We start from the raw sequence: 19,095 nt of genomic DNA on the forward strand, positions 1-19,095 counted from the left end.
CCCGCCAGCGGAGGGCGCCCGTGTCCGATCTCCCGAGCCATGTCGACATCCATGAGGAAGGCCCGCGCGAGGGCTTCCAGATCGAGCCCGGGCCGATCCCGACCGCCGACAAGGTCGCGCTGATCGAGGCGCTGGCGGCGACCGGGCTGCGCCACATCCAGGTCTGCTCCTTCGTGAATACCAGGCTCGTCCCCGGCTGGGCGGATGCCGAGGCGGTGGCGGGCGGCTTCGCGCCGCGGCCGGGTGTCCACTACACCGCGCTCTGGTTCAACGAGAACGGGTTGCGGCGGGCATTGGCGTTCAAGGACCGGCTGACGACGACCGGGTCGATCTCGCTGGCGGCCTCCGACGCCTTCTCCCGCAAGAACCTCAACCGCGGCCATGCCGAGAACCTGGAGGCGATGCGGAAGCAGACCGCGGCGCACCTCGCCGCCGGCGTGCCGGTGACGCGGCTCGGCGTCATGGCCGCCTTCGGCTGCAACTACCAGGGCGATATCACCCCGGCCCAGGTGGTGCAGACGGTTGCGGACGGGCTGGCCGTCGCCGCCGAGGCCGGCGTCGCCATCACCGACATCTCGCTGGCCGACACCATGGGCTGGGCGACGCCGATCCGGATCGAGCGCGGCGTCGCCGCGGTGCGCGAGCGCTGGCCGGGGATGCGCATCGGCCTGCACCTGCACGACACGCGCGGCCTGGCGGTCGCCAACGCGCATGCCGGGCTGCGGCTCGGCGTTACCAGGTTCGACAGCACGGTCGGTGGCCTGGGCGGCTGTCCCTTCGCCGGGCAGAAAGGCGCGGCGGGCAATATCTGCACCGAGGAGCTGGCCCTGCTCTGCGAGGAGATGGGCATCGCCACCGGCATCGACCTCGACGCGCTGATCGAGGTGGGCCGGCTGGCCGAGCGCATCGTCGGCCACCAGTTGCCCTCCGAGTTGCTCCGCGCCGGCAGCCTCGACGCCTTCCGCCGGAAGGCGGCATGAGCGCCGAAGCCGGGCCGCAGCCGTTGCGGGGCCTCAGGGTCCTCGAGTTCAGCCACACCATCATGGGACCCTGCGCCGGGCTGCTGCTGGCCGACCTCGGCGCCGATGTCGTGAAGGTCGAGCCCGCCCCGGCCGGCGACCACACCCGGCGGCTGCCCGGCTTCGCCTCCGGCTTCTTCGCCACCTTCAACCGCAACAAGCGCAGCCTCGCGCTCGACCTGAAATCGGCCGAGGGGCAGGCCGCCGCGCACCGGCTGGTGGCGCAGGCCGACATTGTGCTGGAGAATTACGGCCCGGGCACCATGGAGCGCCTCGGCTGCGGCTGGGAACAGCTTCGGGCGGTGAACCCGCGCCTGGTCTACCTGGCGCTGAAGGGCTTCCTCGCCGGCCCCTATGAGCACCGCCCGGCGCTCGACGAGGTCGTGCAATTCCAGTCCGGCCTCGCCTACATGACCGGCCCGCCCGGCCGGCCGCTCCGCGCCGGCGCCTCGGTCATCGACATCCTCGGCGCGGTCTTCGGCGTGACCGCTACGCTGGCGGCGCTGCGGGAGCGCGACGCGACCGGGCAGGGGCAGCGGGTCTGCTCATCCCTGTTCGAGAGCGCGGTCTTCCTGATGGGCAGCCACATGGCCGGCGCCGCCGCGACCGGCGAGGCGCCGCCGCCGATGCCGGCGCGGCGCGGCGCCTGGGGGATCTACGACGTCTTCGAGGCGACCGACGGCGAGCTCTTCATCGGCGTCACCAGCGACCAGCAATGGGCCCGCTTCACCCGCGCCTTCGGCCTGGATGACCTGGCGGCGGATGCGCGGCTGGCGACCAATGCGCAGCGGGCAAAGGAGAGGTCCTGGCTGCTGCCGGCGCTGCAGGCGGTGGTCGGCCGGCTGCCGCAGGCGGAGGTCGAGGCGCTCTGCGAGGGGGCCGGGATTTCCTGGGCTCCGGTCGGCAAGCCGGCCGACCTGTTCGAGGACCCGCATTTGCTGGCCGGCGGCGGCTTGCTGCAGACCGCCATCTCGGCGCTCGGCGGCGGCGCGCAGGTCGGGCTGCCGGCGCTGCCGCTCGAGTTCGGCGAGGGGCGCGGCCGCGTCACCCTGCGCCGGCAGCCGCCGCGGATGGGCGAGCACAATGCCGAGGTGCTGGCCGAGGCCGGCTATGCCGCCGCCGAGATCACCGCGCTCTCGGCCGCCGGCGTGGTGATGGCGACGGAGCCGCCGCCCGAGGCCTGACCGACGCGCCCCCCCTCAGGCGATTTGCGCGAGGTCCGGCGCCGCCGCGGCGGCCTGCTCCGCCCCGGTGCCGAGCGACCGGAGCAGCCGCAGCAGGGCCGGCTCCGAATCGCCGGGGCAGAGGGTCATGGCGATCCTGCCCGGCCCGGCTTCGACGACCTGCGCGGCCAGCATCGCGCCGAGGTCGCGGCCGCGATAGACAGGCTCCTCGGTCGCCACGATCTCCAGCCCCGGCAGCCCGCAGGCGGCGGCGATCACCGCGTTCCCGGCGAAGGCGCCCTGGACGACCACGCGGCCGAAGTCGAGCCCTGCGCAGAGCGCGGCGATCCCGGCCGCGTCGACCGCGGGGCGGTCGCCGGGCGGTGCGGCTGCGGCGAGCCGGCCGAGATGTGCCAGCAGCGCGGCGCGGTCGGGCTCGCCCAGGCGGCGCACCCGCAGCCAGGGAACCCGCGGCGTCGGGAGGAGGACGTAGAGGCGCGGCGGCGGACCGCGGCGGCGGCGCGGGGCGTTGGCGTCGTCGAAGCGATGATCAGCCATGCGCGTCTCCCTTCGGCTATGGGGCGGGGCGGCGCTGCAGACCGGCGCCGCCCCTGCAGCATCAAACATACCAATGTTCACAATTTAGTGAATGTGCTCTTGCGCACAGTTTGTTTAACGCTTCCTGACGGGCCGGAAAATTCAGCGGCCGAGGCGCGAGTTCCGCCAGGCGATCGCCACGCCCAGGGCCGGCAGCAGGGCCAGCAGGGCGAAGCCGGTCGCATAGGATCCCGCCGCGCCGATCAGCACCCCGAGCAGTGAGGGGCCGACCACCACGCCGGCGAAGGCGACCGCCAGCACCCCGCCCGCCGCTTCCCCGGCGCGGCCCGGCGCCGCCAGCCGCGCGGCCTCGGCCATCAGCACCCCGTTCCAGCCTGCGGCGCTGCCGCCCAGCAGGCCGAAGAGCCCGACCACCGCGGCCTCCGGCCAGGTCATGGCGAAGGGCAGCAGCAGGCCGCCAGCGAGGGTGACGGCGCCGATCGCCGCCAGGGTCCGCATGCCGTCGCCCCAGGCATCGGCGACCAGCCCCCAGCCCAGCCGGGCCAGCGCGCCCGTCGCCTGGGTCACCGCCGCGACGGCACCGGCCGCCACCGGGGTCCAGCCGAATTCCTCGACGAGCATCGTCACCGTGTAGGCGCCGAGCGCCAGCTGGAAACCGGAGTAGAGCGCCGAGATGGTGGCTAGCCCGGCCATGCCTGGCTGGTCGCGCAGCGCCCGCCAGCCGCCGCCAGCGCCGGCTCCGAGCGACGCCGCCGGATCGCGCTCGGCCGCCCAGGGGCGGTGGAAGACGCCGAAGGCCAGCGCCGCGAGCAGCAGCAGCGCCGCCACCGCCAGCACCGCGCCGCGCCAGCCGACCCGGTCGGCGAGCGAGGGCAGCAGCAGCCCGGCCAGGGCACCGCCGATCGGCACCCCGGTCTGCTTCACCGCGAAGACCATGTTGCGCCGCTTTGCCGGGGCCAGCCGGGCCAGCACCTCGGTCGCCGCCGGATTGGTCAGGCCATAGCCGAAGCCGATGAGGAAGGATCCCAGCACCGCCCCGGCCAGCCCCGCGGCCAGCACGCCGAGGCAGGCGAGCCCGGCCGCCGCCAGCGCCAGCTGGGTGCAGCGGGCCGAACCGAAGCGCCGCAGCGCCCCGGCCGAAAGCATCGAGGTGGCGCTGGCCGCGAGGTAGACGCAGGCCACCTGCCAGCCGATCCAGTGCGGCGCGGCGCCGAGGTCGCGCGCGGCGATCGGCGCCAGGACCGGCAGCAGGAAGACGGTCAGCGTCGCCAGCGCCTGCGCCGCGGTGGTCGCCGCCAGCGCCGCGCCGAGCCCGCCGAGCATGGCGCGGCCAGCCGCTATTGCGGCGGCAGCCGCAGCGCGCCGTCGAGCCGGATGGCCTCTCCGTTCAGCATCGAGTTGCCGGCGATCGCCAGCACCAGCCGGGCGAAATCCCCGGCCTCGCCCAGCCGCTTCGGGAAGAGCGGCAGCTTCAGCAGGGCGTCGCGCGCCGGGTCGGGCAGGCCGGCCAGCATCGGCGTCTCCATCAGCCCGGGCGCGATGGTCATCACCCGGATGCCGCTTCGCGCCAGCTCCCGCGCCGCCGGCAGGGCCAGGCCAACCACGCCGGCCTTGCTGGCGGCATAGGCGCATTGGCCGAACTGGCCCTCATAGGCGGCGATCGAGGCGGTGTTGATGATCAGCCCGCGCTCTCCGTCGGGCCCCGCCGGCTGCCCCGCCTGCATCCGCTCGGCCGCCAGCCGCAGCACGTTGAAGGTGCCGATCAGGTTGACGCGGATGACCTTCTCGAACAGCGCCAGGTCGTGCGGCCCGTCGCGGCCGACGACGCGGGCCGGCGGCGCGATGCCGGCGCAGGAGACCGCGAGGCGGATCGGCCCGAGCTTCGCCGCCGCATCCAGCGCCGCGCCCACCGCCGCCGGGTCGGCCACGTCGCCCGCCGCGGCGACGCCGCCGATCCGGCCGGCGACGGCCTCGGCCGCCTCGGCCCGCATGTCGAGAACCACCACCCTGGCCCCGGCCGCCGCGAGCGCCTCGGCGGTCGCGGCGCCGAGCCCGGAGCCGCCGCCGGTGACGAGGGCTGCGATGCCCGTGAGTTCCATCCCGCTTCCCCTGGCCCTGTCCCGGGCGGGAGGCTCCGCCCAAAGCCCCGCCGGGTCAACGCACCGGGCGGAGCCTAGTCGGCGTATTCGAAGACGACGCGGGAGACCGCGAAGGAGAGCTGCCGGCGGTCGCTGCCGGCGCCGTCCTCGGCCGGGCTGCCACCGGTGAGGCTGGCCAGCCGCAGCAGCCGCAGCGGCTGCGGTCCCTCGGGATGGGTCAGCCGCACCGTGAAGCCGCCGCCCGCTTCGGCGACCGTCACCTCGGCCGCCGCCGCGTCCATCTGCGCGGTGACCGAGGGCAGGCTGGCGCGATAAAGATGGCAAATGTCCAACGTGACGCTGGCCACCGCCCGGTCGGGCGCCGGATTCAGCAGCAGGCCGCGCGGGCCCATCCAGCGGAAGCTGCCGGACGGGTAGATCTCCTCGCGGTGCCAGCCGGTGCCGAACAGCGCGGCCTCGGGCGGCACCGCGAGCCGCCGCGCCGCCACGTCCAGCACCGGATCGCCGGCCTGCGCCGGGCCGGCGGTCTCCAGCAGCGCGCGCAGCGCATCCGGCTCGCGCCCCGGCGCGGCCGCCAGCCGGTCCAGCAGCAGCGTCGACGCAGCGGCGATGAAGGCGTCGATGCGGTCCTGCTGCAGCGCCAGTTGCCGTTGCAGCGTCGCCTGCAGCGCCTGCTGCGAGGCGGCGGCTTCGTCTTCCATCTGGCGGATGCGGCCCTCGAGTTCGATCAGCCGGCGCTCGGCCTCGCCGATACCGCTGCGACCCCAGGCGATGCTGGCGGCCGGCGCATCCTGGCCGACCAGCATCAGCGTCACCGACAGGCCGGATTCCGTCAGGTCGGTCGGCAGGATCGGCACCGACAGCCGGAAGGCGCAGCCGCCCTCGGGCAGCGCGATCGGCGGTTCGGTGCCGACGATCCGCGCGCCGCTGCCGTTGATGCGGGCATAGAGCACCGGATCGAGCAGGCCGTTGCGCGCCTCCCGCCCCGTGCCGCGCAGCACGCCGTGGTCGAGCCGCAGGTCCTCGATCCGCAGATCGGGTGCCCCGAGCAGCGACAGCGCGACCTCGGCGGACTCGATCCGCCAGGGTGCCACCAGGTCGGCTGCGTCCGGCGCTGTCGACAGCCGCAATTCGGCCGGCAGCGGTACGCGCGGCAAGCGCTCGACCGGGATGTCGATGACCGCGCCTTCGCGCAACGGACCGTCGAGCTGACGCCGCCCGACCTCGATCCCGCGGCAATGCAGCAGCAGCGGCGCGGCGCTGCTGAACGCGCGGATGGTTCTGAGGCTCAGCCCGTCGCGGCTCAGGCCGATGGCAAGAAACGGGAAATAACCAGCCTGGGTGCCATCCATGCGGGCGCGCTACCATGGCGCCGGGACGGCGACAAGGAACGAGTTTTCTGGACATCGACCATCTCACGGCTTAACCGCCCGGTGACGACGCTTCCCGGGTACTCCACGCCTCGATGACGCCTGCGCGCAATGGCCTGACCGTCTGGACGCCCTTGCCGCCGGAGCGGAACGGGATCGCCGACTACAGCGCAATCCTGCTCGGCGGGCTTGCCGCGCATTACGACTGCCGCGTCGCCTGCGACGACTGGCTTGGCCTGACACCGGCCGGGATCGCGGTCGTCGATCCGGCGCTGGCGCATCGCGGCGCCGGTCCGCGCGTGCTGCACCAGATCGGCAACAACCCAGGCCATGGCTTCGTTCTGCACGGATTGCGCGGCATGCCCGGCGTCACCACGCTGCACGATCCCGGCCTGCTCTACCTGCATGAGACGATGGGCGCGGCTGGCGCGACGATCCGCGCCGGGATGGCGGCGGCGCTGCCGGGCCTCGCCGCGGTCTATGGCAGGCAGCACCGCGAGCATGGCATCCAGACCCGCGCCAACCATCTGCTGTTCGACCTGGCCGGCGAGGTGCTGGCGCGCTCGCGCGCCGTCGTCGTGCATTCCGCCTATGCACGCAACCGGCTGCGGCTGGTGCACGGGCCGGCGGCGACGGCGCATGTCGCCGTCATCCCGCATTTCGTGCCGCCCGGCGCGCTGCCCGACCGCGCGGCGGCGCGCGCCCGGCTCGGCCTGCCGCAGGACGGGTTCCTGGTGCTGACTGCCGGCTTCGCCACCGCGGTCAAGCGTTTCGACTGGCTGATCGAGGCGCTCGCGCTGGCCATCGGTCAGGGCGCCGCGCTGCGCTGGATCCATGCCGGCGCGGAGCGGCCGGAGGAGTATGCGCTCGGCGCGGCGATCGCCGCGCGGCCCGCGGTCGCCGCGCGGGCGCATGTCACCGGCTATCTCGACGAGGCGGCGCTCGACGACCACATCGCCGCGGCGGACCTGCTGGTGAACCTGCGCTTCCCCTCCGGCGGCGAGAGTTCCGGCTCGCTCGCCCGCGCCTTCGCCGCCGGCACCTGCTGCATGGTCTCCGACACCGCCGCCTATGCCGAGTTGCCGCGCGACGCGGTGCTGCACCTGCCGCTGACCGGCAGCGTCGGGCTGCTGGCCGAGGCGTTGTGCGCGATGGCGGCCGAGCCGGCGCGGGCCGCGGCGATCGGCGCGCTCGGCCGCCGCCACGCCGAGGCGGAGATGGCGCTGCCCGCCGTCGCCGCGCGCTACCGCGACGTGATCGAGGAGTCGCTCGGCCGCCCGGTTGCCCCGGACGCGCCGCGCGAGGTGGTGTCGACTTTGGTGCTGGAGGCCGGTCCCCGGCTGCTGGCCCGGGACCTGGAGGCCGTCCTGGCCGGCCGGCGGGGGCCCTGCCGGCTGCTGCTCGCGGTGCCCGACCTCGCGGCGCTCGCCGACCTCACGCTCGACCGGCCGGGGCTGCTGGGCGATCTGCTGCCGCTGGCCGCCCGGCTCGTCTCGGTCCGGGTCGAGGCCGCGCCGCGGCCCGGCCTGCTGCTCGACCTCGATCTCGGCGGGGCGGCATGAGCGCCGCGGCGATCCTCGCCAGCCTGCTGCGGGAGGCGCTGCCGGAGGCCACGGTGCTGGACTTCGGCCTGCCCGCGGGCCGTGTCTTCCCCTGGTGGCCGGGCGCCCGCTGCGGCATCGCCGATCCCGCCGCCCTGCCGCCGGCCGAAGCCGCGCTGCTGCGCCGCTTCCGCCTGGGGCCGGCCGGCCTGCCGGTCTGCGGGCTCGACGCGGCGGCGGATGCGGCGCTGCTGGCGGGCGCGCCGGCTGCACTCGGCGGGGTCTGGCCGCCGCTGCTGGTGGTGGAAGGGGCGGCCCCTGCGGCGCTGACCCCACTGCTGGACGCCGGGGCCATGCTGCTGCAGCACGGCCTGACCGAGGCCATGGCGCCGCCGCCCGGCCCGCCGCGCGGCCGCATCATGCTGCTCGGCGGCAGCGTCAGTCGCATCGAGCGCTGGGACCTGCTGCTGCCGGCGGCGCAACTCGGGCCGGTCTTCGGCCGGATGCAGGCCGCGGCGCAGCCGCTGGCGGCGGCGCTGGGCGGTGCCGCGCAATGGCAGATCGGCGGCCGCACGGTGATGGAGCAGCTGGCCAGCATCGGCATGTTGGCGCTCGGCACCGAGCAGCTGCCGCCGCTCCGCCTGCCGGGCGCGGCGCTGGCGCACGACCTGCCGCACCTCGCCGCGGGGCCGGAACTGCCGCTCGGCACGGCGCGGCGGCTGCGGCTGCTGCTGGGCGCGCTGCCGGCCCGGCCGGCCTGGCTGCGGCTGCGGCTGCGCGGGATCGACCCCGACCTGGGGCCCGGGCTGTTCCTCGACGGGCTGCGGCTGGACGCCCAGCTGCGGCCGGAGGGCCGGGACTGGCTGCTCGAAGCCCCGGTCGGGCTGCGGCCCGACCGCGCGGCGGTGGTCGGCCTCGCGCTGCCGGAGCGGGCGCCGCCCGGCGCGCTGCTGCTCGGGCTGGAGGTCGGGCCATGAGCCTCGGTGCGGGCCGGGCGCCGCGGCTGCTGGTGGTCTCGCCGGCCCCCTCGCATCCGGCGGACCAGGGCAATTCGGCCCGCATCCAGGCGCTCGGCGCGGCGCTGATGGCGCGCGGCGTGGTCTGCGACCTCCTCTACTCGAGGGCTGCAGCCCGGCACAGCGCACGGCGATGGCCGGGTTCTGGCACGCGCTGCACGTGCTGCCGCCGGTGCCGACCGGGCCGATGGGCTTTCCCGGCCTCTGGGCGCTTGACGACTGGTGCGACGCATCGGTGGTCGAGCAGGTGGCGGACCTGCAGCGGCGCTGGCGCTACGACGCGGTGCTGGTGAACTATGTCTTGATGTCGCGGGTGCTCGAGGCGGTGCCGGATGCCTGCCGGATCATCGACACCCACGACCTCTTCGGCGACCGGCACCTCGTGGCGCTGGCGGCCGGCATTGATCCGTCCTGGTTCTTCACCTCGGTGGCGGAGGAAGGGCGGGGGCTCGGCCGCGCCGACCTCGTGCTCGCCATCCAGCAGGAAGAGGCGGACACCCTGCGGCAGCGCAGCCCGACGCCGGTGGCGACCGTCGGCCACCTGCCGCCGCTCGACTTCCTCGAAGCCGTGCCGGCGCAGCGCCCGCGCGCTGCCTTCGGCTATCTCGGCAGCGCCAATCCCTGGAACCTCGCCTCCGTCCGCATGCTGGACGCGGCGCTGGCGGCGGAGCCCGGGCTGCCCTGGCTGCTGGCCGGGCGGATCCTGCAGCGGCGCGACCTGTCGCTGGCCAGCGCGCCGGTGCTGCTGCCGCAGGTGCCCGACCCCGGGGTGTTCTACCGGTCGGTGGACTGCGTGCTGAACCCGATGGTCCCCGCCACCGGGCTGAAGATCAAGACGGTGGAGGCGCTGGCGCATGGCATGCCCGTGCTCGGCACCCGGCATGCCTTCTCCGGCCTGCCGGCGGAGCATCCCGGGCATCGCGCCGCGGATGTGGCGGAGATGGTGGAGTTGATGCGCGCCTGGCGCGACAGCGCGGCCTTCCGGACCGAGCTGGCCCGGGCCTCCCGGCTGATGGCGCTGCGCTATGCGGCGGAACTGGCGACGCAGCACGATGCCTTGGCAGCGCGGCTGCACGCCCTGGTCTGAGGCCGCAACGGCCCCGCTCGTTCGCTCCCGCCGAATATAGCGGGCGGGGCAGGGCGCCCCATTGCCGGCGGCGCCCGGCACGGCCAAAGTGCGGCCCCCAAATCGCCCCGGCCTCAAGGTCGGGGATGGAGGAGATCCCCGATGGCCTATCCGAACGTTCAACTTCACATCAACGGCGAATGGCGCAATGCCCGGTCCGGCCGGTCCTCGCCGGTCCTCAACCCTGCGACGGAAGAAGTGATCGGTACCTTCGCGCATGCCGGCAAGGACGACCTGGACGAGGCGCTGGACGCGGCCGACAAGGGCTTCGCGCTGTGGAAGAAGGTCTCGGCCTTCGAGCGCTCGAAGCTGATGCGCAAGGCCGCCGACCTGCTGCGCTCGCGGGCCGGCGACATCGCCGTGCTGATGACCCAGGAGCAGGGCAAGCCGGTGCCCGAGGCGAAGATGGAGGTGCTGGCCGGCGCCGACGTCATCGACTGGTTTGCCGAGGAGGCCCGCCGCGCCTATGGCCGCGTCATCCCGGCCCGCGCCGAGGGCGTCTACCAGCTGGTGATCAAGGAGCCGGTCGGCCCGGTCGCCGCCTTCACCCCGTGGAACTTCCCGATCAACCAGGTGGTCCGCAAGCTCTCGGCGGCGATCGCCACGGGCTGCTCGATCATCGTCAAGGCGCCGGAGGATACCCCCGCCTCGCCGGCCGAGCTGATCCGCTGCTTCGCCGATGCCGGCCTGCCCGCCGGCGTGATGAACCTGGTCTATGGCGACCCGGCCGAGATCAGCGAGTACCTCATCCCGCACCCGGTCATCCGCAAGGTGACCTTCACCGGCTCGACCCCGGTCGGCAAGCAGCTGGCGGCGCTGGCCGGCAAGCACATGAAGCGGGTGACGATGGAGCTCGGCGGCCACGCGCCGGCGATCGTCTTCGACGATGCCGACCTCGACCTCGCGGCGAAGACCCTGGCGGCGGCAAAGTTCCGCAATGCCGGCCAGGTCTGCGTCTCCCCCACCCGGTTCCTGGTGCAGGAGGCGATGTACGAGCCCTTCGTCGACAAGTTCGTCGCCGCCGCGAAGGCGATCAAGGTCGGCAACGGCATGGACGAGGGCACCCAGATGGGTCCGCTGGTGCATGACCGGCGCATCCCCTGGGTGGACGGGCTGATGGCCGATGCGCGGCAGCGCGGCGCCGAGGTCCGCACCGGCGGCGAGCGGATCGGAAACAAGGGCTATTTCTATCAGCCGACCGTGCTGACCGGCGTCAACAAGGACGCCCGCATGATGAACGAGGAGCCCTTCGCCCCGGTCGCCATGATCGCCTCCTTCAAGGATTTTGACGAGGTGGTCGAGGAGGCCAACCGGCTGCCCTATGGCCTGGCGAGCTACGCCTTCACCCGCAGCGCCAAGACCGCCAATGCGCTGGCTGCCAAGGTCGAGAGCGGGATGATGACGATCAACCATCTCGGCCTGGCGCTGCCGGAAGTGCCCTTCGGCGGCATCAAGGACAGCGGCTACGGCTCGGAAGGCGGGTCGGAGGCGATCGAGGCCTACCTGAACACCAAGTTCGTGTCGCAGGCGGGTCTCTGACCCGAACGGCGCGGGGGTTCGCCCCCGCGCTTCGTCTCCATCACCCCTCGACGCCGGCAGCGTCGAGCGCGCGGCGCGCCTCCGGTCCCGCCAGGAAGCGCAGCAGCGCGGCACCGTCCTGGCCGGGCAGTGGCGCCGCCCCATAGACGGTGGTGTTCTGCAACCCGGGCGGCAGCGGGCCGAGATAGCGCAGCCCCGGCACCAGCCTGATCTCGGTGACGGCACCGAAGCCGATCTCCCGCCCCGTGCCGTGCAGCAGGTGCTGCATGACCTCGGCGCCCGTCGCGTAGTGCCGCGCCTTCGGCGCCATCACCGCCGTCAGGCCCAGCCGCTCGAACAGCCGGTCCATGTAGAGCCCGGTCGAGGCGCGGTTGAAGACCACCGCATCCGCCTGCTCCACCGCGGCGCGCAGCGTTTCCGCGTCGCGGATCGCCGGCTCCGGCGCGCCGGGCCGCACCGCCACGCCGACGCCGACCTTGCCAATCGGCACGGCGGGACCGGAAAGCCGGTCGGCCAGCTCGGCCAGCAGGGCGAGCGGCGCCACCAGGAGGTCGGGCGTCTCGCCGCCAAGGATCCGCTCCCGCAGCTGCGGCGCGGTGGCATAGGCGATCCGCACCGGCGCGCCGCCCGCGGCGCGGAAGGCCTCGACCGCCGCCGCCAGCCCCGGCTCGACCGCGCCGCCGCTGAGGACGCTGAGCTCCGCGGCCCACGCCGACGGCGCGGCGAGCAGCGGGACGAGCGCGAGCAGGGCGCGGCGCTGCATCCTGGGGATCCTCATGCCGGCGGGGCGATCCAGTTGTGCAGCGCCAGGCCGCCATCCACCACCAGCGTCGTGCCGGTGACATAGGCGGAGAAGCGCTCGGCCAGCAGCCCGACCGCGGCGCGCGCCACGTCCTCCGGCCCGCCCAGCCGGCCGAGCGCGATCTTCGCGGCCAGCTCGGGATTGGCCTGGAAGCCGCCGCCGGCGATCGCCCCCGGCGCGATCGCATTGACCCGGATGCCGTGCGGGCCGAGCAGGCGGGCGAACTCCTTCATCACCATGGTCAGCCCGGCCTTGCTGGCGCTGTAGTGCGGCAGGTTGCGCGGGCTTTCCGCATGCAGCGAGGTGACGAAGACGATCCGCCCCGGCGGCCCCGCCGCCCGCCTGTCCCGCATGTGCCGGCCGGCGAGCTGGCCGAGCCGGAAGCCGGCCTCGAGGTTGACGCCGACCATGGCGCGCCAGGCCTCGGCCGTGACCTCGAGCGCCGTCTCGCTCTCCTGCCGCCGCGGGCTGGCGCAATGGACCAGGATGCTGACGCGGCCGAGCGCCGCCTGCGCCGCGGCGAAGAGCGCCTCCGCCCCGCCGGGTGCGGCAAGGTCGGCGGCGACGAAGCAAGCGTCCCGGCCGGCCTGGCGCAGCGCCGCGGCGGTCGCCTCGCCCTGTCCGGCATTGACGTCGGCGAGGACGACGCGGGCGCCCTCCGCCGCCAGGGCCTGGGCGATCGCCCGGCCGATGCCGTTGGCGGCCCCGGTGACCAGCGCGGTGTCGCCCGCGAGCAATGCCTCCGTCATGGCGTCCCCCGTTCGTGCCTTGCCGAGTGATTGGCCCGAAGTCCCGGCTGCGGCAAGCTCGGCCGGTGCCGATCCCGCGCCGCCTGCTGCCCGCCCTGCTGCTGCCCGGCCCTGCCGCGGCGGAGGACCGGCCGCGTCCGGTGCCGGCCGAGGCGCCGGAGGGCCATGCGCTGGTGGCCCGGCTGCGGGTGGGCGGGCTGGTGCTGTTCTTCCGCCATGCCGACACGCGCGGCGAGCCCTGCGACCGCACCTGGCGCATCGGCGACCGCGCCGGGCAGCGCAACCTGGCGCCGGAGGGCCGTGCCCAGGCGGTGCGGCTCGGCGCCCGGATCGCGCAACTCGGCATCCCCGTCGCCGAGCCTGTTCTCGCCGGCCCGGTCTCCCGCGCCCGCGACACCGCGGAACTCGCCTTCGGCGCGGCGCGCGTGGCGGTGACCGACAGCCTGCTGGCGGACGACTATGCCGGCGCGCGGCTGGACTGGGTCCTCGCCGAGCACCGCCGGCTGCTGGCCGCGCCGGTGCCGCCGGGCGGCAACCGCGTGCTGGTCGGGCACCGCACGCCGGCCATCATGGTGCTGGGCGATGCGGTCGCCGGCCGGGCCTTTCCGGAAGGGGCGGCGCTGGTCCTCGTGCCCGGCAAGGAGAGCGCCACGCTGCTCGGCATCCTGCTGCTCGCGCCGCTGCCGGAGGGCGGCTTCCACGCCTGCGGGTAGGTTGCGCCCGGCCTGGCCGGCGGCTCTACTCTGTCGCGGGGAGACCAGGACCATGGCACAGGGATTCGGGCGGCGCGCCGCATTCGCGCTGGGCATGGCGCCATTCGCGGCCGGCGCGCAGGGCTTCCCCGACCGGCCGGTCAAGCTGATCGTGCCCTTCCCGCCGGGCGGGCCGGTGGATGCGGCCGCGCGGATCGTGGCGCAGGCGCTGGCGCCGCTGCTCGGCCAGCAGGTGGTGGTCGACAATCGCTCGGGCGCCGGCGGCTCGGTCGGCATCGACGCGGTGGCCAAGGCGGCGCCGGACGGGTTGACGCTTGCGCTCGGCTCGACCGGCGCGGTCGCGGTGAATGTCAGCCTGATCCCGACCCTGTCCTATGACCCGCGGCGGGACCTGGCGGCGGTCGGCATGGTCTCCGGCGTGCCCTCCCTGCTGGTGGTGCGGCCCGGCCTGCCGGTGCGGGACATGGCCAGGCTGCTGGCGCTGGTGCGGCAGAAGCCGGGCGGGCTGACCTTCGCCAGCACCGGCCCCGGCGGCACGCCGCACCTGGCCTCCGAACTGCTGAAGCTCAGGGCCGGGCTCGACATCGTCCATGTCGCCTATCGCGGCGCGGCGCCGGCCATCACCGCGCTGCTGGGCAACGAGGTGGACATGGCCTTCCTCGACCTCTCGGTGCTGCTGCCGCATGTGCGGGACGGCGCGCTGCGGCCGCTGGCGCTGGCTGCCGCCGCCCGCGCCCCGGCGTTGCCGGAGGTGCCGACAGTGGCCGAGGCCGGCATCGCCGGGGTCGAGGTGGAGAACTGGTACGCGGTGATGGCGCCGGCCCGCATCCCGGCCGACCGCCTAGCGGTGCTCTCGGCGGCGCTGCGCGACGCCCTGGCGCAGCCCGAGACCGCGGCGCGCTTCACCGCGCAGGGTGCCCGCGTCATCGGCGGCACGCCGGCCGAGGCCGCCGCCTTCATCGCCGCCGAGATCGACCGCTGGGGCGAGGTGGTCCGCCGCGCCGACATCAGGCCCGACTGACACCACAGCTTGCGGCGAAGCCCCCGCCCCCGGCACCCTGTCCGCTGGGGAGCGAAAGGAAACCGCCATGCTGAGCAATTCCATCCGCGTCGAGCCGGTCGGCAGCGCGGTCGGCGCGACGATCGAGGGCATCGACTTGGCCGCGCCGCTTGGGCCCGAGGCGGTCGGGCTGATCCGCGAGACGCTGTTCGACCGCGGCGTGGTCTTCTTCCACGGCCAGTCGCTGACGCCCGAGCAGCACATCGCCTTCGCCGAGCAATTCGCGCCCATCAACATCAACCGCTTCTTCCGCGCCGCCGAGGGCTATCCGGCGATCGCCGAGGTGCGGAAGGAGCCGGCGCAGACGAAGAACATCGGCGGCGGCTGGCATACCGACCACAGCTACGACCAGGTGCCGGCGCTCGGTTCCGTTCTGTTGGCGCGGGAGCTGCCGCCGCGCGGCGGCGACACGCTCTTCGCGTCGATGTACGCCGCTTACGACGCGCTGTCGGACGGTCTGAAGGCGACGCTCGAGGGTTTGCGCGCCGTGCATTCCAGCCGGCATGTCTTCGGCCCGAAGGTGCAGACCGAGGCGCATGCAGACGGTCGCTACCGCAACGCGGAGCAGGCGGTGCAGGACGCCGTCCACCCGGTGGTGATCCGCCATCCCGGCAGCAACCGCCGCGCGCTGTATGTGAATCCCGGCTTCACCCTGCGCTTCGAAGGCTGGACGGAGGAAGAGAGCCGCGGGCTGCTCGATGTGCTCTACCGCCATGCGCAGCGGCCGGAATTCCAGTGCCGCTTCCAATGGCGGGAAGGCTCCATCGCCTTCTGGGACAACCGCGCCACCTGGCACTACGCCGCAAACGACTACCAGGGCGAGCGGCGGCTGATGCACCGCATCACCCTGGAAGGCGTGCCGCTGGCCTGAACCGGCGTCGCGCGGCGCTATTCCGCCTTCACCCCCGCGCGGCGGATCACCTCGCCCCAGCGGGTCGTCTCGGCGCGGATGAAGGCGGCGAACTCGGCCTGGGACTGCGCCGCAGGCACCGCGCCCTGCTCGCGCAGCAGTCGCATCACCCCGGGGTCGGTGAGCGCCGCGGTCGCCGCCCGGTGCAGCGCCGCCTGCACCGCGGGCGGGGTGCGCGCCGGGGCCACCAGCCCGTGCCAATTGTCGGTCATCACCCCGGGCAGCCCGGCTTCCGCCATGGTCGGGACGTCCGGCAGCAGCGGGTCGCGCTCCGTCCCGCCGATCGCCAGTGCGCGGAGTGCCCCCGAGCGCAGGTGCGGCATCAGGATCGGCAGGTCGGCGAAGCCGAGCTCGACCTCTCCGGCGATCAGCGCGAGCGCCAGCGGCGCGCCGCCTTTGTAGGGCACGTGGGTGAGGTCGATCCCGGCGGCGAGCTTCATCGACTCCCCGGCCAGGTGCGGCATGCTGCCCGGCCCGCTGGAGCCGAAATTCAGCGTCCCCGGCGCTGCCTTCGCCGCCGCGACCAGCTCGCCCAGGCTCCGCCAGGGCATCCCCGCCGGCACCACCAGCGGCTCGTGCACGAGGACGGCGCGCGTCAGCGGGGCGAGGTCGCGCAGCGTGTCATAGGGCATCGGCTGCGGCAGGCCGGGCGAGATCACCAGGCCCCCGGCGCTGCCGAGCCCGATCACATGGCCGTCCGGCGCCGCCTTGGCGACCGCGTCCAGCCCGGTGACGCCGCCGGCCCCGGGGCGTGCCTCGACCACCACCGGCTGGCCCAGCACGGCCGACATCTTCGGCGCCATGAGGCGGGCGACGATGTCGCTCGGCCCGCCGGTGGCGAAGGGGACGATCAGCCGGATGGGGCGGCTGGGAAAGGCGTCCTCGGCCGCCGCGGGCAGGGCGCCGAGGGCGGGCAGCGCGAGCAGGGCGCGGCGATGGATGGTCATGTCTCCTCCGGTCCGGGCCTTCCGCGGGCGGTGCCCCGCTGCGAGTATCGGGTCGAGCGAAGGAACCCGTCCATGCGCATCACCGCCGTCACCGGCCATGTCCTCAGCAGTGCCTTCACCTATGGCAACCCGGCCGGGCCGCATGGCGCGAGCCGGGGCGGCAACCTGCATCTCCGCAACATGGACACCCTGCTGGTGCGGGTGGAGACGGATGCCGGCATCGTCGGCTGGGGCGAGGGCTTCGGCTTCAACCTCGTCCGCACCACCCGGCAGGCGCTGACGGAACTGATCGCCCCGGTCTGCCGGGGCGAGGAACTGGGCGACACGCCCGGGCTGATGCGCAGGCTGGAACGCCGCTTCCACAATTTCGGCCGCAACGGCGCGGTGACCTTCGCGCTCTCGGGGCTCGACATCGCCTTGTGGGACATCGCGGCGAAGACCGTGGGCAAGCCGCTGCATGCGCTGCTCGGCGGAGCGAAGCGGGACCGCGTGCCGGCCTATGCGAGCCTGCTGCGCTACGGCGACCCGGCGCTGGTGGCGCGCAACACCGCGGCTGCGATCGCCCGCGGCTATCGCCGGATCAAGCTGCACGAGGTCGACCTCGCCTGCATCCGCGCCGCGCGCGACGCGGCGCCGCCCGAGGTGCCGCTGATGCTCGACATCAATTGCGCCTGGGACACGGTGGAGCAGGGCATCGCCTTCTGCCGCGCCGTCCACGGCATGAATGTGCGCTGGGTCGAGGAGCCGATCTGGCCGCCCGAGGATTTCGCCGGGATCGCCGCGGTGCGCCGCGAGGCGGGCGTCGGGATCGCCGCGGGCGAATGCCTCGGCAGCCCGGAAAGCCTCGGCGCCATGCTCGCGGCCGGCGCCGTGGACGTGGTGCAACCGAGCATCACGAAGATGGGCGGCGTCACCGCCATGCTGGCGGTGCGCGACCTGGCGGCGCGGCACGGCGCGGCGCTGGTGCCGCATTGCCCTTATTACGGCCCCGGCCTGCTGGCCAGCCTCCATGTCCTGGCCGCCGTCGCGGTGGAGGAGCCGCTGGAATATTATTTCGCCGACCTCGCGGCGCCGCCCTATCCGGCGCTGGTCCCGCGTGACGGCTTCGTCGCGGTGCCGCAGGCGCCGGGGCTCGGACTCGAGATCGACCCGGCGCTGCTCGCCACGGCGGCGTAGCGCGGCCGGCCCGCCGCAGGACGGATCCGCAGGCCGGGCCGGCGCGGGACGGGGTGGGGGCGCAGGCACCCGCGGGAGGCGCGCCGGCGTTCGCCGCCTGCTACACGCCCCGGCATGATCGCCTCCCTCTCGGCCCCGGCGCTCGCCGCCGGGCTGCTGGCCGGCTTCGTCGGCTTCGCCTCCTCCTTCGCCGTCGTCCTGCAGGGCCTGACCGCCATGGGCGCCAGCCCGGCCGAGGCGGCCTCGGGCCTGATGGCGCTCTCGATCGCCATGGGGCTCTGCGGCATCGCGCTCAGCCTCTGGCGGCGGATGCCGATCAGCATCGCCTGGTCGACGCCGGGCGCGGCGCTGCTCGCCTCCTCCGCCATGCCCGCGGGCGGCTTCCCCGTGGCGGTCGGCGCCTTCCTCGTCTCGGCCGGGATGATCGTGCTGGCCGGGCTGTGGAAGCCGCTCGGCCGCGGGGTCGCCGCCATCCCGGGCCCGCTGGCCAGCGCCATGCTGGCCGGGGTGCTGCTCGGCCTCTGCCTCGCGCCGGTGCGGGCGGTGGCGCAGGCGCCGGCGGCGGGTCTGGCCATCGTGCTGGCCTGGGCGCTGGTCGGCCGCTTCAACCGGCTGATGGCGGTGCCGGCGGCGGTACTGGTGACCGTCCTCACCATCGCGGCGACGGTCGAACTCCCGCCCGGCCTGCTGGCCGCGGCCGGCCCGGTGCCGGTGCTCGTCATGCCGGAATTCTCCCTGGCCGCGATCATCGGCATCGCCCTGCCGCTGTTCCTGGTGACCATGGCCTCGCAGAACATCCCCGGCATGGCGGTGCTCACCGTGAATGGCTTCCGCCCGGCGCCGGGGCCGCTCTTCACCGTCACCGGGCTCTTCACCCTGGCGGCGGCGCCGCTCGGCGGCCATGCGGTCAACCTCGCCGCCATAACCGCCGCGCTCTGCGCCAACCCGGATGCCGAGCCCGATCCCGCCCGCCGCTGGCAGGCGGCGGTGGTCGCCGGCGCGGTCTACGTGGCCTTCGGCCTGCTGGCCGGGACCGCCACCGCCTTCGTCGGCGCCGCGCCGCCGATCCTCATCCAGGCGGTCGCCGGCCTCGCCCTGCTCGGCGCCTTCGCCGGCGCGCTGCAGGCGGCCATCGCCGTGCCGGAGATGCGCGAAGCAGCGGTGATCACCTTCCTCGTCACCGCATCGGGCCTGACGGCCTTCGGCATCAGCGGCGCCTTCTGGGGCCTGCTGGCGGGCGGGGCCATGCTGGCGTTGCACCGTGGGCGGGGCTGAGCCAGCCTGCCCCCAACGACGGGGGGAGGACA

18 protein-coding genes are annotated in these 19,095 nt (G+C 74.6%); 11 read left to right on the forward strand and 7 right to left on the reverse strand.

The genetic code is table 11. From position 1 onward, the window contains the following. The first annotated feature begins 20 nt into the window (after positions 1–20). Complete coding sequence (locus E2C06_RS04145; protein WP_133287297.1) at positions 21–980, forward strand: hydroxymethylglutaryl-CoA lyase; 960 nt, start codon at positions 21–23, stop codon at positions 978–980. Next, positions 977–2,203: a CaiB/BaiF CoA transferase family protein gene (locus E2C06_RS04150; protein WP_133287298.1), complete on the forward strand. Its 1,227-nt coding sequence runs from the start codon at positions 977–979 to the stop codon at positions 2,201–2,203. The genes E2C06_RS04145 and E2C06_RS04150 overlap by 4 nt, the downstream gene beginning before the upstream one ends. Positions 2,204–2,218: 15 nt before the next feature. Here the strand turns inward: E2C06_RS04150 and E2C06_RS04155 are convergent, their stop codons facing one another. The 4 genes from E2C06_RS04155 to E2C06_RS04170 form a co-directional block, all read right to left on the reverse strand. After that, positions 2,219–2,740, reverse strand: a complete 522-nt coding sequence (locus E2C06_RS04155; RefSeq protein WP_133287299.1) for a hypothetical protein — start codon at positions 2,738–2,740, stop codon at positions 2,219–2,221. 141 nt (positions 2,741–2,881) lie between these two features. Further along, complete coding sequence (locus tag E2C06_RS04160; protein WP_133287300.1) at positions 2,882–4,063, reverse strand: MFS transporter; 1,182 nt, start codon at positions 4,061–4,063, stop codon at positions 2,882–2,884. A gap of 14 nt (positions 4,064–4,077) precedes the next feature. Continuing rightward, positions 4,078–4,839: an SDR family NAD(P)-dependent oxidoreductase gene (locus E2C06_RS04165; RefSeq protein WP_133287301.1), complete on the reverse strand. Its 762-nt coding sequence runs from the start codon at positions 4,837–4,839 to the stop codon at positions 4,078–4,080. Between the two features lie 74 nt (positions 4,840–4,913). Next, positions 4,914–6,191: a hypothetical protein gene (locus tag E2C06_RS04170; protein ID WP_133287302.1), complete on the reverse strand. Its 1,278-nt coding sequence runs from the start codon at positions 6,189–6,191 to the stop codon at positions 4,914–4,916. Positions 6,192–6,304: 113 nt separating this feature from the next. On the opposite strand from E2C06_RS04170, the gene E2C06_RS04175 reads away from it, so the two are divergent. From E2C06_RS04175 to E2C06_RS04190, 4 genes are all read left to right on the forward strand, one after another. Continuing rightward, positions 6,305–7,771, forward strand: coding sequence for a glycosyltransferase family 4 protein (locus E2C06_RS04175; RefSeq protein ID WP_133287303.1), 1,467 nt, complete (start codon positions 6,305–6,307; stop codon positions 7,769–7,771). Further along, positions 7,768–8,727, forward strand: coding sequence for a hypothetical protein (locus E2C06_RS04180; RefSeq protein WP_133287304.1), 960 nt, complete (start codon positions 7,768–7,770; stop codon positions 8,725–8,727). Before E2C06_RS04175 ends, E2C06_RS04180 begins: the two co-directional genes overlap by 4 nt. Before the next feature lie 172 nt (positions 8,728–8,899). After that, the gene (locus tag E2C06_RS04185) at positions 8,900–9,853 is read left to right on the forward strand and encodes a glycosyltransferase (RefSeq protein ID WP_133287305.1); all 954 of its coding nucleotides are present in this window, start codon (positions 8,900–8,902) and stop codon (positions 9,851–9,853) included. A gap of 141 nt (positions 9,854–9,994) precedes the next feature. Beyond that, positions 9,995–11,431: an NAD-dependent succinate-semialdehyde dehydrogenase gene (locus E2C06_RS04190; protein ID WP_133287306.1), complete on the forward strand. Its 1,437-nt coding sequence runs from the start codon at positions 9,995–9,997 to the stop codon at positions 11,429–11,431. Between the two features lie 40 nt (positions 11,432–11,471). Here E2C06_RS04190 and E2C06_RS04195 read toward each other — a convergent pair whose 3' ends face one another. Together E2C06_RS04195 and E2C06_RS04200 are read right to left on the reverse strand one after the other, a co-directional pair. Next, positions 11,472–12,194 carry a substrate-binding domain-containing protein gene (locus E2C06_RS04195; RefSeq protein WP_165982204.1) on the reverse strand — a complete coding sequence of 241 codons (723 nt, stop codon included), beginning with the start codon at positions 12,192–12,194 and terminating at the stop codon, positions 11,472–11,474. An 11-nt stretch (positions 12,195–12,205) separates the two neighbouring features. Further along, positions 12,206–12,982, reverse strand: coding sequence for an SDR family NAD(P)-dependent oxidoreductase (locus E2C06_RS04200; RefSeq protein WP_133287308.1), 777 nt, complete (start codon positions 12,980–12,982; stop codon positions 12,206–12,208). A gap of 65 nt (positions 12,983–13,047) precedes the next feature. Here E2C06_RS04200 and E2C06_RS04205 point away from each other — a divergent pair, with 65 nt between their 5' ends. From E2C06_RS04205 to E2C06_RS04215, 3 genes are all read left to right on the forward strand, one after another. After that, positions 13,048–13,695, forward strand: coding sequence for a histidine phosphatase family protein (locus tag E2C06_RS04205; RefSeq protein ID WP_165982205.1), 648 nt, complete (start codon positions 13,048–13,050; stop codon positions 13,693–13,695). Positions 13,696–13,747: 52 nt separating this feature from the next. After that, entirely contained in the window at positions 13,748–14,716 is a 969-nt protein-coding gene (locus E2C06_RS04210; protein ID WP_165982206.1) for a Bug family tripartite tricarboxylate transporter substrate binding protein, read from the forward strand. A gap of 67 nt (positions 14,717–14,783) precedes the next feature. Next, on the forward strand, positions 14,784–15,626 hold the full coding sequence (locus E2C06_RS04215) for a TauD/TfdA dioxygenase family protein (protein ID WP_133287310.1): 843 nt from the start codon (positions 14,784–14,786) through the stop codon (positions 15,624–15,626). Between the two features lie 17 nt (positions 15,627–15,643). Here E2C06_RS04215 and E2C06_RS04220 read toward each other — a convergent pair whose 3' ends face one another. Further along, entirely contained in the window at positions 15,644–16,612 is a 969-nt protein-coding gene (locus E2C06_RS04220) for a Bug family tripartite tricarboxylate transporter substrate binding protein (protein ID WP_133287311.1), read from the reverse strand. Between the two features lie 72 nt (positions 16,613–16,684). Between E2C06_RS04220 and E2C06_RS04225 the strand changes: the two genes are divergently transcribed. Together E2C06_RS04225 and E2C06_RS04230 are read left to right on the forward strand one after the other, a co-directional pair. Continuing rightward, complete coding sequence (locus E2C06_RS04225) at positions 16,685–17,788, forward strand: mandelate racemase/muconate lactonizing enzyme family protein (RefSeq protein ID WP_165982207.1); 1,104 nt, start codon at positions 16,685–16,687, stop codon at positions 17,786–17,788. A 114-nt stretch (positions 17,789–17,902) separates the two neighbouring features. After that, the gene (locus E2C06_RS04230; RefSeq protein ID WP_133287313.1) at positions 17,903–19,063 is read left to right on the forward strand and encodes a benzoate/H(+) symporter BenE family transporter; all 1,161 of its coding nucleotides are present in this window, start codon (positions 17,903–17,905) and stop codon (positions 19,061–19,063) included. Positions 19,064–19,095: the final 32 nt, after the last annotated feature.

The organism is Dankookia rubra, assembly GCF_004355005.1.
Classification (GTDB): Bacteria; Pseudomonadota; Alphaproteobacteria; order Acetobacterales; family Acetobacteraceae; genus Paracraurococcus; species Paracraurococcus ruber_A.

Excerpts from the sequence above, each read along its gene's own strand:
- E2C06_RS04215 (WP_133287310.1), top strand. The coding sequence starts at position 14,784 with ATGCTGAGCAATTCCATCCGCGTCGAGCCGGTCGGCAGCGCGGTCGGC.
- E2C06_RS04200 (WP_133287308.1), bottom strand. The coding sequence starts at position 12,982 with ATGACGGAGGCATTGCTCGCGGGCGACACCGCGCTGGTCACCGGGGCC.
- E2C06_RS04190 (WP_133287306.1), top strand. The coding sequence starts at position 9,995 with ATGGCCTATCCGAACGTTCAACTTCACATCAACGGCGAATGGCGCAAT.
- E2C06_RS04220 (WP_133287311.1), bottom strand. The coding sequence starts at position 16,612 with ATGACCATCCATCGCCGCGCCCTGCTCGCGCTGCCCGCCCTCGGCGCC.
- E2C06_RS04210 (WP_165982206.1), top strand. The coding sequence starts at position 13,748 with ATGGCACAGGGATTCGGGCGGCGCGCCGCATTCGCGCTGGGCATGGCG.
- E2C06_RS04180 (WP_133287304.1), top strand. The coding sequence starts at position 7,768 with ATGAGCGCCGCGGCGATCCTCGCCAGCCTGCTGCGGGAGGCGCTGCCG.
- E2C06_RS04195 (WP_165982204.1), bottom strand. The coding sequence starts at position 12,194 with ATGCAGCGCCGCGCCCTGCTCGCGCTCGTCCCGCTGCTCGCCGCGCCG.
- E2C06_RS04230 (WP_133287313.1), top strand. The coding sequence starts at position 17,903 with ATGATCGCCTCCCTCTCGGCCCCGGCGCTCGCCGCCGGGCTGCTGGCC.
- E2C06_RS04225 (WP_165982207.1), top strand. The coding sequence starts at position 16,685 with ATGCGCATCACCGCCGTCACCGGCCATGTCCTCAGCAGTGCCTTCACC.
- E2C06_RS04155 (WP_133287299.1), bottom strand. The coding sequence starts at position 2,740 with ATGGCTGATCATCGCTTCGACGACGCCAACGCCCCGCGCCGCCGCCGC.
- E2C06_RS04165 (WP_133287301.1), bottom strand. The coding sequence starts at position 4,839 with ATGGAACTCACGGGCATCGCAGCCCTCGTCACCGGCGGCGGCTCCGGG.
- E2C06_RS04185 (WP_133287305.1), top strand. The coding sequence starts at position 8,900 with ATGGCCGGGTTCTGGCACGCGCTGCACGTGCTGCCGCCGGTGCCGACC.
- E2C06_RS04175 (WP_133287303.1), top strand. The coding sequence starts at position 6,305 with ATGACGCCTGCGCGCAATGGCCTGACCGTCTGGACGCCCTTGCCGCCG.
- E2C06_RS04170 (WP_133287302.1), bottom strand. The coding sequence starts at position 6,191 with ATGGATGGCACCCAGGCTGGTTATTTCCCGTTTCTTGCCATCGGCCTG.
- E2C06_RS04160 (WP_133287300.1), bottom strand. The coding sequence starts at position 4,063 with ATGCTCGGCGGGCTCGGCGCGGCGCTGGCGGCGACCACCGCGGCGCAG.
- E2C06_RS04150 (WP_133287298.1), top strand. The coding sequence starts at position 977 with ATGAGCGCCGAAGCCGGGCCGCAGCCGTTGCGGGGCCTCAGGGTCCTC.